This window comes from Thermodesulfovibrionales bacterium, assembly GCA_026417875.1.
Classification (GTDB): domain Bacteria; phylum Nitrospirota; class Thermodesulfovibrionia; order Thermodesulfovibrionales; family CALJEL01; genus CALJEL01.
The window spans coordinates 1-11,412 of sequence record JAOACK010000057.1 but is presented as its reverse complement, the minus strand read 5'-3'; the positions used below and the strand labels follow the sequence as shown (position 1 = coordinate 11,412).

The following is an 11,412-nucleotide window of genomic DNA, read 5'->3' as shown; positions in this document are numbered from 1 at the left end:
ACTTTTGTCAGGTAAAATTATTATATCAGAAGGGTCAGTTTTTTTTAGTTCTATAGTTAATTGCAAATCCTGAAAAATCTTTTTCATATAGCCATTAACAAATCCACCTATTGCATGTGCAGCTGCATCGAAAGTAAATCCATGTCTTTTAAAAGATGTGCAGTATCCACCTGGTTTAGAATGCTGCTCGCATATAAGTACCTTCATTCCTGCCTTAGCGAGATAACAGCCGCAGACCAGACCTCCAATACCTGCACCAATTATGATTGCATCATATTTTGAGTCACTCATAATTAATGTATTAAACTTTCATCTATTAATCTAATTTCCTTTGCCCTTCTCACGGGTATATCCTCTTTACGCTCCAGAAGTTTTTTTACAAGCTCTGTTGCCTGTCTTATATTGGTAATATTCGGCACATCTTCATCCCTGACCGCAATTTTGAATTTTTTCTCAATGGCCACTGTAATTTCAATGGCTTTTACTGAATCAATTTCGAGGTCTTTAAAAAAGTCTTTTTCTGCAGTTATTTCGCTTTCATCAAAGCCAGATACATCTGATATAATACCTTTAATTTCTTTCTCAATTTCTTTCTCTGTCATAATCCCTCCTTAATTAATATATTTTTTTATTACAAGACAGGCATTGTTGCCTCCGAAGGCAAAAGAATTATTCAATGCAATATTTACTCTGTGATGTCTTGCTTTATTTGGAACACAGTCTATATCACATTCAGGATCAGGTGTTTCATAATTTATGGTTGGAGGTATAATGTCATTTTGTACAACAAGGGCACAGGCAACAGCCTCAAGTGCAGAGGCCGCACCCATTGTATGACCGAGCATGGATTTAATGGAGCTAACAGGAATCTCCTTATACCTTGGTCCAAAGACCTCTCTGATAGCTGCGCATTCGTTTTTATCATTCATAAGAGTTCCTGTTCCATGGGCACATATATAATCTACATCATTTATGCTAATATTTGCTTCCTTCATTGCTTTTCTCATACATGCTGCGATACCTTCTACAGTAGGTGTTGTCATATGATGGGCATCACAGCTGAGACCGTAACCTATTATTTCACCATAAATTTTAGCTTTTCTTTTGATTGCCATCTCAAGAGACTCTAAAACTAAAACACCAGAGCCTTCAGCGAGCATCATACCTTTTCTATTTTTATCAAAGGGTTGACATTTGTCAGGCGCAACCGCATTAAATTGATTAAAACCTGTAAATTCAATTCTGGACATAGCATCACATGCCCCGGCAATTACTATATCTGTTTTATCAAGCATAATCATATCATAACCATATCCAATTGCATAGTTACCTGCAGCACAAGCTGTAGAAAACATAAATATGGGTTTTTGTAAATTTAGAACTTTAGCAATATTTGATGGGGCAGAATGGGTAGATATTTGATAACATAGATATTTAGAAATGCTCGTAGCTTTAAGTAAATCGTTATCAATAGGTTCAATTGTTTGAGCATCTCCTAAAGTAGTTCCAAATGAGACAGTTATACGATATTTATTAATTTCACCGATTAAGCCAGCATCCCTTATTGCCAACAGTGATGCTGCAATCGCCATTTGACTAGTACGATTCAAAAAGACTAATCTTTCCTGAGAAATAAACTCTTCTGGTTTAAAAATTTTAACCTCGCCTCCGTTATGGGTAGGGTAATTGGATGTATCAAAGGACTCAACAGGACTGATTCCGGACTTTCCCTCCAGAAGGTTTTTCCAGAAATCCCTCCAGCCGATTCCTATAGATGAAATTACCCCCAATCCTGTTATTACAACGCGCCTCTTCAATCCCCCTTCTCTCCTCTGAGAGTCTATTTAAAATTATAGCAAAAAATTAATCCATGTCAAGTATTTTTTTCACAATGGTCGTGTCAATACTTTCTGTGTAAATTCATTTAAGGTTTTATTTTATACCAAGTGAGTTCTTCTCCTTTCCTCTGATTTAGTAAAGCAGTTTCGCAGGATAGTAATCTCCGTGCCCTGGTAAAAGGATCAATCCTTTATTATTTTTTTTAAGTTTTTCATTTATCTCTATGCTAAGCTCTGTTAAAATTTGCATCTCTTTGCGAAATACCTTTGAATCTGCATTGGTACTTGTCATCAAAAATTTAGGAATATTAAGTAAATTTTTTTCTTCCTCTTTTAAGGAAGGTACATAAAGAAGATAATCCCCAGTAAAAAATAATCCTACAGATTCACATAAGAAGAATACTTGTCCGGGAATATGACCACCAAGACTTTCTAATACTTTAAATATGAGATTACCAATGTCAAAAGAATCAATCACTTTGAAATCTTTTATCTTTTCATTAAATCGATTTTCAAAGTACTTCCATTTTTTTGGAAATTTGCACTCTGTGAAATTATTTACCAAAATTGTAAAATATTGATTTAGCTCACTAAGAGGAGTGTTTGCGCCAAAAGCACGATTTTCATTTTCTATTATTCCCTTTGAATCTTTATGCATAAAAACTTCTGTACCAAATTCTTCCTCAAAGTATCCACTTAATCCTGCATGATCAGCATCTGCATGGGATATATATATCTTTTTGATTTGTGAAGGATCTATCCCATTTTCTTTAAGCATTTTTTTTACATCTTCATAATAAATTCCATAGCCACCGTCAATCATTACATAGGAATTGTTTTGCTGAAAAATATAAATATTCTCACCTGTTGGTAGTTTAAAACAGTGCAGAAGGATGTCTCCAAAAGGAAGAGATGGAAGTTTTCTATAATAAAAATTCTCTTTAGTTTTTGTTTTTGCAGATATTGCAAAGGTAAGAATATTTCCGAATATTTCTCCTGCTTCAAGATTTTTACCTGCTTCTTTATTAAATTTTATTAAAGTTTCAGATATGTTTTTAGAAGCGTTAACAAGCTTTTTTAAATTATCAATTTCTTGTTGATTCAGAATTTTACCGAGCTTAAGAAAAAATTTCTCAATGAGATTAAGCCCGATAATTCTATTATTTTCCTCATCAGTTCCTGAATACTCAAGATTATAATGATAACCCTCATTATTTATTTTTTGAAGTAAATTTTTAATCTGTTCCGTGTCCTTCACATAGAATGCAATATCTGCTTTATTTTCTGAAATCATCTCATTGTATATCATATAGATTACATTTGCATCATAACTTTTAAGTATCCATGCAAACTTCGCAAGACTGCCTGGTTTATTTTCTAAATATACTGAAATTTTAAGAATGTTACTTATATTTGTAATCTGTAAATCTTCGTCATAAAATTCATCGAAGCATCCTTCTTTAATAAGATCTTCATAAAGATTAATAAATGCTTTTTTATCATTGTGTCTTCCCTCGATTAAAACCCTGTTTGGATGCTCAGAGCGATTGTAATAAAAGTAGGTTATATTAATTTGATTTTGTGAGAATAAGCTGGCTATTTTAGCAAGAATGCCTGGTTTATCAGGAACAAAGATTTTCGTTTTACATGTAAAAGAATCTTTTTCAAGCGATTGCCAAAGCTGAAACATTTCTTATAAATATTAAGTAAATTAAGGTATTTTTGTCAAATTATTGTATAAGCTGGGTAATGTCAATACTTCTGTGTAAATTCCTTTAAGGGTTTTATCCTCCAATATTCATTTAACCGGCTAATTACTCCTGAGAGTATTCTCTCTATGCTCGCTGTGTTGTTAAAGCAACTCATTGGTCATGTCCGTCTTCTTACTTCCTGAATGACCTCTCTATTGAATTCCCTTTCCTCAGCTTTACCGGGAGCTCCTTTAGGTATATGGGTATTAATCTGGCTCCAGAATCCTTTCAACCTTACCTCCGTTTTTTAAGTAATGAACTGTCTCTGATATAATAATTACAAAAAGGAGGAGAATATGAAGCTAGAGGAAAAGGTAAAAGAGATCTTAAAAAGATTAAAAAAAATTTATCCTGAGCCAAGGACTGCTTTAAATTTTTCTAGTCCCTTTGAATTACTTGTGGCTACAATACTTTCTGCTCAAACAACTGATAACCATGTAAATAAAGTAACAGAAGTCCTTTTTAGAAAATATAAAACTATCAAGGATTATGCTGATGTACCTCTCACTACTCTTCAAAAGGATATAAGTTCTATTAATTTTTATAAGAATAAAGCAAAATATATTAAAGAAGCTGCTAAAGTTATAATTGAAAAATTCAACGGTGAGGTACCAAAAACAATGGAAGAACTGTTAACACTGCCAGGAGTTGCAAGAAAGACAGCAAATATTATTCTTTCAAATGCATTTGGAATAAATGAAGGCATTGCTGTAGATACCCATGTAAAAAGATTATCTCAGAGACTAGGGCTGACAAAAAATGAAGACCCTCAGAAAATAGAAAAAGATCTCATGGATATTACACCTCAAAAGGAATGGTCTAATCTGTCCCATCTTTTAATATTCCATGGAAGAAAAGTTTGTCAGGCTAAGAGGCCAAACCATAAAGAATGTGTACTTTATGATATATGTCCATCGAGAGATATATAAAAACTGTAGGCATACAAAAATTTTTTTAAAAATACCCAGACTCAAAAATCAGTCAGTTCATTTAAACAATACCTTTTTAGAAAACAATATAAACATAATACATGAAAAATTTATTTTAAAAAGGGATTAAATTACAAGAAACTGCCTAAGATACTACGTTTTTATTTAAAATACAGTGAAAAAGAAGATTTTTTTTTATAAAATGGCCACATTTATATGCTCTTAGGAGATAAGGTGATGCCTGTTGAAGACAGGTCCTATAGAATATATAGTGATGATGAATAATCTTAAAGTTTATTTTTTATAAAAATTCTTCAGCAAAAGGATTTTCTCTTAATTCTTCCTCAACTGTTGTTTCAGGTCCATGCCCTGGCAAGATTCTGGTACCTGAAGGAAGAGAAAGTATTTTCTTAAATGAGTCCTTCAGGTCATTTATACTGCCACCATAAAAATCTGTTCTTCCAACTGAACCTGCAAAAACTGTATCACCTGTAAATATCACTCCATTTCCATAAAGACATAATCCACCTGGACTGTGACCTGGTGTGTGTAGTACTCTGAACTCTATACCACCAACTGCAAGGGTATCATTATCTTTAAGCAGAATATCTGGCTCAGGAAGTTTATCTATATCATAACCAAAAAACTTCGCCATATCCCTTGCTCCTTCATAGATCTCCTTTTCAGCACTATGTATCGCAACTGGAGCACCTGTTTTAACCTTCAATTCAGGTACAGCTCCTACATGGTCAAAATGGGCATGGGTGCATAGAATGTACTTAACCTTAAGCCTGTTTTCTTCTAAAAAATTCATTATCCTGTCAGGCTCATCTCCAGGATCTATAACAATCGCCTCACCTGTTTTTTCATCCCAGACAATAAAGCAATTTGCCTGAAGTGGACCTACCGGTAAAACATCGATCATCATTTTTGCCTCCTTTTTTTAAGCATATCCTTAAGAAAAAGAAATTCCTCACTTTTAAGCATGTATGTAATTGTAATATAAAACCCGAATCCCGTTGCAATACTAAGTAGAAGGGAAAAAATCTTAATTCCAAAAAGTTCATAAGAATGATAATAGATAAGCCTTACAAAAAAAGCCATAAGCATTGATGCTATGAGAATCTTTATTGTAGAAGATAAAATGGCAGATGTACCAGGACTTCCAAATCTTTTAATTAAAAAATAATAGAGAAGAAAAATGTTTGACCATGATGCTAAGGAATTGGCGAGGGCAAGGCCGCCATGTTCAAGAAATCTCATTAGTATTATGCTTGAAATTATATTAATAACCATTCCTGTAGCGGCAATCTTTACTGGTGTCTTTGTATCCTGGACAGAATAAAAAAAGGCTGTCATGATTCTAACACCCACTATTGACCATATACCTAGACTGTAAAAAAGAAGGGCATAAGCAGTCTGCAATGTATCATGATGGGTAAATCTACCTCTTTCGAAAAGTACTTCTATTATCTCTACTCTCAAAGCAATCAATCCAATCATGGCTGGAATTGTTATAAAAAATAAGAGTCGTATGGCAAAAGAGAAGTCCTTTTTTAATAATCCGTACTCACCTCTTGAGGCATGTTCGGAAAAAAAGGGTAAAACGGCCATACCCATGGCAACACCGAATATTCCGATTGGAAACTGTATAAGTCTCATGGCATAGTAAAGATAGGTTATACTACCTTCCTTTAAAAAAGAGGCGAGTATGGTGCTGATAAAGATATTTATCTGACTCACTGCCATTGCCATTGTAGAGGGAACCAGTAAAAGGGCAATCTTTTTCAGTGCCTCGTGCTTAAAATCCCATTCAGGCCTTAGGTCATAGCCCTGCTTAAAAAAAGAGGGGATTTGAAAAATAAATTGAAGAAGACCTCCAAAGCTTACTCCAATAGCTACAGATATAATCGGTGGAGAAAGATAAGGGCCAAAGAGCAGAAGGCAGATTATAATTGAGAGGTTTAACATCACAGGTGCAAAGGCAGGTATAAAAAAGACCTTTTTTACATTCAATGCACCCATCACTAGACTCGCAAGACTGATGAAAAGAAGAAAGGGAAACATAATTCTTGTTAAAAGCACTGTAAGATCAAATTTCTCTCGGTGTGGTATAAAGCCAGGAGCTATTAGTTTCACAATAAAGGGAGCAAAAAGTATACCTAACAACGAAAGAGCACCTACAATTATCACTACGAAGGTAAAAACTATCCTTACAATCTTTTTTGCCTCTTCATCGCCCCTGAGTGCCCTCTGTTCTGTGAGAACTGGTATAAAGGCAGATGACATGGAACCTTCTGCAAAAAGTTCTCTGAGAAGATTTGGAATCCTGAAAGCCACAAAGAACGTATCAGCAACAAGACTGGCACCAAAAAAACCAGCAAGGACCATATCTTTTATATAACCAGATATCCTGCTCAGAAAGGTTGCAAAGGACATCAAAAATGCTGAGACAGTTATTCTTTTTTTTGTATCAGCCATTTACAATCCTTAAAATGAGAAATTTCTCAGTTTCATCCTGCACCCTGTATCTATGATCCATTCTTAAACCTACTATCCAGATTATATTACCTCTGTCTTCTACTACCGGAATTGAATATCTTTCATCCCTTGGAATCTTTAAATCTACAAAGAGGTCCTGGAGCTTCTTTTTTTTATTGAGACCTAAGGGAAAGAAATAATCACCAGGTAACCAGTGTCTTATCTTTAGGACATCAGAAACTCTATCACTGTCTATAACAATCCTTGTTTTTCCATCTCCAAGGTCATCCGGTCTTGAATTGCTGAGCTCTGCGGAGATTTTATATCCTCTTTCCTCAATCCATACACTGCCTGGAACCGGAAGGACATATTCCTTCAACCTTACAGGCTCCTCTGATGTGATTTTAAAGGTTGAATACAACTTAATTGCCCTTATATTATTTCTGATATACAATCTGTCTCCTGCTCTACCCTGTTTGATTAATTGAACCATGTCTTCAATGTGTACAAAACTGATACCCCGAAGGCTAAATATCTCATCAACTGCCTTTCTTAGCAGTCTTCTAAGAAGCCTTGTATCCATTGCTTCAAGAGGCTTAAGAAAGAGTTCAATCGTTGAGTCAGTCTTTCTTGATAGGGATCTCATAAGTGCCTTGGTAACTTCTATTTCATATATCCTCTCCTCTTCAGAAAATATTTCTGCCATTTTCGTTAGTGTTGTAATAATCGATGGATTCTTTTCTCTTAAAAGTGGAAGAACTTTTAATCTTATCCAGTTCCTGAAATATTCAGTCCTGAGATTTGATGAATCAATTATATATCTCAGATTATTCTTGAAGAGATATTCTTCTATCTCCTTTCTTTCAATCTCTATCAATGGTCTTATAATATTACCCCTTACAGGAGGAATTCCCTGAAGACCCTGAGGCCCGGTACCCCTTATAAGCCTCATCAGAACTGTCTCAGCCTGGTCATCAGCAGTATGCCCGAGAGCAATTGCCTGAGCCTTTCTTTCAAGAAGAACATCATTAAGGACATTGTATCTAAGTTTCCTTGCAGCCTCCTGTTTGTTTTCACCTGTAGCCTTTACATAACCCATTACATCTACATCTTTGATAATAAGCTCGTACCCCAGGTTTTTAACAAAATCTTTACAAAAATCTATTTCATAGTTTATCTCATCAGGTCTAAGACCATGATTAACATATACAGGTATAAGTTCAATCTTAAATCTATCCCTTAGACTGTGAAGTACATGCAGGAGACAGACAGAATCAGGTCCACCGGAAAGACCGATAATAAGGCGGTCTCCTTGTTTTATCATTTCAAATCGCTTTATTGATTTTAAGACCTTTTCAAGGAGATTCACAGGTTTTCTTCCTCAATCGGAACATAAGCCCTTGGATTGAGAGAAAGGTCTGAAAGCTTTCCGGACCTGTAGTGATAATATCCTGCAACAGCTATCATTACCGCATTGTCAGTACAGTACCTCAAAGGAGGTATATGAACGGAAACACCAAGCCTTTCACCAAGGATACTAAACCTTTTTCGAAGTTCACTGTTGGCTGCAACACCTCCTGATACAACAACAGTCTTTAGTCCCTCTCTTTTTAAAGCCCATTCCACCTTTTTTTCCAGTACGTCCATGACTGCTGCCTGAAAGGATGCGCAAAGATCGGGTATAATTTGTTCAATTTTTTCAGGAGTGAGGTTTTTTACATAATTAAGTACAGCTGTTTTAAGACCACTGAAACTGAAATCCATATCTTCATGAAGATAGGGTCTTGGGAATGAAATTGCATCAGCCCTACCTTTCTGAGCAAGCCTGTCTATCACTGGTCCACCTGGATAACCCAGGCCCAGAAGCTTTGCGATCTTGTCATAAGCCTCACCAGCTGCATCATCCCGGGTCTTTCCAAGCTCTTTATATTTTAAGGGACCATCAACCCTTACAAGGGATGTATGACCTCCTGAAACTATGAGACCGAGAAAAGGAAATTCCGGAGGATCCACGGGCATTGTAGAAAATAAATGACCTTCAAGATGATTAACTCCAGTTAGCGGTATGCCTTTTACAAAAGAGAGACTCTTTGCAAAGCATACTCCAACAATAAGAGAACCTATAAGACCCGGGCCATGGCAGACAGAAAGCAGAGAAAGGTCTTCAAGGCTAACACCTGCTATTCTTAAAGCCTCTTCCACAACAGGCATAATATTTTCAATATGTCTTCGTGAGGCAATCTCAGGTACAATTCCACCGTATTTTTTATGAATCTCTGCCTGTGAGGATACTACATCTGAAAGGACAGTAATATCCCTCTCTGTACTTATAACAGCAGCAGATGTATCATCACAGGATGTGTCGATACCAAGAACAAGCATAGAACTCAAAAACCCTCTATGATATTTACTCCCTTTGGAGGTTTAAATTCAAAGAGTGATTCGGTCAGGCCGGAATTTATAACCACATCCTTCAATTCTATCTCAATAATATTGTCGGCAGTATCTGTGATCTTTATCTTTTTTATAGGGAAATCACTATCTCTGAGATAGAGTTCAATATTCCTCACATTTCCCATATCTCCTCTTGGTCTGAGAATGACTTTATCTTTTTCTTCTCTAATATCAAAATCTTTCCTTATATTACCGAAACCTCCAAGAAGGGCAATGGGTGTCTGGCCATATCTTGAGGGAACAAATTTACTACGAATGACCTGTTTTTCCTTTTTCTGGTATATAATGAGTTTTTCTCCTGAAATTATAACCTCCTGAGGAGATTTTCCTTTGTAAGACCATCTGAAGAGAGAAGGGATCTTTATAAAAAATTCACCTTCATAAAATTCCTTTTTTTCAATATCCTTTAGATAGCTCATCTGTATGAATCTACCGCTTATATCAGAAATATCTCTGTAGGCATTCTCTATTTTGTCTACAGCTGAAACCTCCTTTTCCGAGGAAACCGTCTCTGATACAACCAGTAAGAGGTAAATAGATAAACAGAGCAAAGAAAGAAGAAAACCCCTCTTCTTGATTATGCACTCAAACCCACCTGTATATTCTGATCTCATCTCTTCCTCCTTATGAAATCCCTTGGTTTACCTGCTCCCTTTGGAGGTCCTACATATCCATCCCGTTCAAGAAGTTCCATAAGCCTTGCCGCTCTATTGAATCCTATCTTGAAACGCCTCTGTATTAGAGATATGGAAATCTCACCAAGGGTTTCACCAAGATCTATAACTTTTTCATATAATTCATCAGAATCTGATTCTCCTCCATCGCCCTGATCCTGAGATTCAGGAGGAAGTTCTATGGACTCCATTAGGGAATAATCAGGCTCAGCCTGCGGTTTTATAAAATCCACGATAGCCCTGATCTCATCCTCTGATACATAGGATCCGTGTATCCTTTTTAGTTTTACACCTGGCATCATGAAGAGCATATCTCCCTGCCCAAGAAGCTGTTCAGCTCCCTGGACATCGAGGATCGTCCTTGAATCTATCCTTGAAGTAACCTGAAAGGCTATTCTTGCTGGAAAATTCGCCTTGATAACACCTGTTATAACATCCACAGATGGCCTCTGGGTTGCAATTATGAGGTGAATACCTGATGCTCTTGCCATGTGTGCAAGTCTTGTAATTGCATCCTCTACCTCCTGAGCTCCTGTAAGCATAAGATCAGCAAGTTCATCTATGATTACCACTATGTAAGGAAGCCTCTCTTCCTCAGGGACACTTGCATTGAATCCGTCAATATTCCTTACACCCTTTTCAGCAATAATTCTGTATCTCCTTTCCATTTCAATGACTATCTTTTTTAATGCATCCCTTGCATCCCTGGGAGAGGTAATCACAGGGCTGAGAAGATGGGGTATATCATTGTAGGGAGATAANTCAAGAAATTTTGGATCAATCATGAGCATTTTAACTTCTTTAGGTGTAGCCTTATAAAGTATACTTATAATCATGCTGTTTAACGAGACACTCTTTCCCGAGCCGGTAGCACCTGCAACAAGGAGATGAGGAGTTTTTGCAAGGTCTATTACAAAGGGATTTCCAGTAATATCCTTTCCCAGGGCAAGGGTTAGCTTAGAGCTGGACCTCTGAAATGCCTCAGAACCTATAATATCTCTTAGCGAGACTATCTCTCTCTGTCTGTTGGGTACCTCAATTCCTATTGATGATTTTCCTGGAACTGTATATATTCTTACTCCCTGCGCCTTTAATGCCAGTGACAGGTCTTCTGCTAGGGAGATTATCTTGTTTATCTTTATTCCAGGCGCAGGTTCAAACTCAAACATAGTCACAACAGGTCCTGGATGAACCTGGGTGACATTTCCCTCCACATCAAAATCAGCAAGCTTTCTCTCTATATTCTGTGATAAAGAGAGTATCTCCTCTTTAGATGGTTTCTGGA

General features: G+C 36.3%; 11 protein-coding genes. 1 reads left to right on the top strand and 10 read right to left on the bottom strand.

Annotation, left to right across the window (positions count from 1 at the left end):
- From N2257_09070 to N2257_09055, 4 genes are all read right to left on the bottom strand, one after another.
- Positions 1-291 (bottom strand): FAD-dependent oxidoreductase (locus N2257_09070; GenBank protein MCX7794534.1); only part of this gene is annotated, 291 nt, incomplete at its 3' end.
- 2 nt (positions 292-293) lie between these two features.
- Positions 294-602 carry an acyl carrier protein gene (locus N2257_09065; GenBank protein ID MCX7794533.1) on the bottom strand — a complete coding sequence of 103 codons (309 nt, stop codon included), beginning with the start codon at positions 600-602 and terminating at the stop codon, positions 294-296.
- A 9-nt stretch (positions 603-611) separates the two neighbouring features.
- Entirely contained in the window at positions 612-1,817 is a 1,206-nt protein-coding gene (locus N2257_09060) for a beta-ketoacyl-[acyl-carrier-protein] synthase family protein (protein ID MCX7794532.1), read from the bottom strand.
- A gap of 154 nt (positions 1,818-1,971) precedes the next feature.
- A complete protein-coding gene (locus tag N2257_09055) occupies positions 1,972-3,528 on the bottom strand; it encodes an MBL fold metallo-hydrolase (protein ID MCX7794531.1) in 1,557 nt (518 codons plus the stop codon).
- A 357-nt stretch (positions 3,529-3,885) separates the two neighbouring features.
- Here N2257_09055 and nth point away from each other — a divergent pair, with 357 nt between their 5' ends.
- Entirely contained in the window at positions 3,886-4,518 is a 633-nt protein-coding gene (nth, locus tag N2257_09050) for an endonuclease III (protein MCX7794530.1), read from the top strand.
- A 301-nt stretch (positions 4,519-4,819) separates the two neighbouring features.
- Here the strand turns inward: nth and N2257_09045 are convergent, their stop codons facing one another.
- From N2257_09045 to N2257_09020, 6 genes are all read right to left on the bottom strand, one after another.
- Positions 4,820-5,446, bottom strand: coding sequence for an MBL fold metallo-hydrolase (locus N2257_09045; GenBank protein MCX7794529.1), 627 nt, complete (start codon positions 5,444-5,446; stop codon positions 4,820-4,822).
- Positions 5,443-6,999 carry a murein biosynthesis integral membrane protein MurJ gene (gene murJ / locus N2257_09040; GenBank protein MCX7794528.1) on the bottom strand — a complete coding sequence of 519 codons (1,557 nt, stop codon included), beginning with the start codon at positions 6,997-6,999 and terminating at the stop codon, positions 5,443-5,445. Before murJ ends, N2257_09045 begins: the two co-directional genes overlap by 4 nt.
- Positions 6,992-8,368: a tRNA lysidine(34) synthetase TilS gene (gene tilS / locus N2257_09035; GenBank protein MCX7794527.1), complete on the bottom strand. Its 1,377-nt coding sequence runs from the start codon at positions 8,366-8,368 to the stop codon at positions 6,992-6,994. The genes murJ and tilS overlap by 8 nt, the downstream gene beginning before the upstream one ends.
- Complete coding sequence (gene tsaD, locus N2257_09030; GenBank protein MCX7794526.1) at positions 8,365-9,381, bottom strand: tRNA (adenosine(37)-N6)-threonylcarbamoyltransferase complex transferase subunit TsaD; 1,017 nt, start codon at positions 9,379-9,381, stop codon at positions 8,365-8,367. Before tsaD ends, tilS begins: the two co-directional genes overlap by 4 nt.
- Before the next feature lie 5 nt (positions 9,382-9,386).
- Positions 9,387-10,067: an outer membrane lipoprotein chaperone LolA gene (gene lolA, locus N2257_09025; GenBank protein MCX7794525.1), complete on the bottom strand. Its 681-nt coding sequence runs from the start codon at positions 10,065-10,067 to the stop codon at positions 9,387-9,389.
- Positions 10,064-11,412: DNA translocase FtsK (locus tag N2257_09020; protein ID MCX7794524.1), on the bottom strand; the 1,349-nt coding region annotated here is incomplete at its 5' end. The genes N2257_09020 and lolA, both read right to left, overlap by 4 nt.

What these genes read in the sequence shown, in the direction of transcription:
- N2257_09065 (MCX7794533.1), bottom strand. Translation starts at nt 602, where the DNA reads ATGACAGAGAAAGAAATTGAGAAAGAAATTAAAGGTATTATATCAGAT.
- N2257_09055 (MCX7794531.1), bottom strand. Translation starts at nt 3,528, where the DNA reads ATGTTTCAGCTTTGGCAATCGCTTGAAAAAGATTCTTTTACATGTAAA.
- nth (MCX7794530.1), top strand. Translation starts at nt 3,886, where the DNA reads ATGAAGCTAGAGGAAAAGGTAAAAGAGATCTTAAAAAGATTAAAAAAA.
- N2257_09045 (MCX7794529.1), bottom strand. Translation starts at nt 5,446, where the DNA reads ATGATGATCGATGTTTTACCGGTAGGTCCACTTCAGGCAAATTGCTTT.
- murJ (MCX7794528.1), bottom strand. Translation starts at nt 6,999, where the DNA reads ATGGCTGATACAAAAAAAAGAATAACTGTCTCAGCATTTTTGATGTCC.
- tsaD (MCX7794526.1), bottom strand. Translation starts at nt 9,381, where the DNA reads ATGCTTGTTCTTGGTATCGACACATCCTGTGATGATACATCTGCTGCT.
- lolA (MCX7794525.1), bottom strand. Translation starts at nt 10,067, where the DNA reads ATGAGATCAGAATATACAGGTGGGTTTGAGTGCATAATCAAGAAGAGG.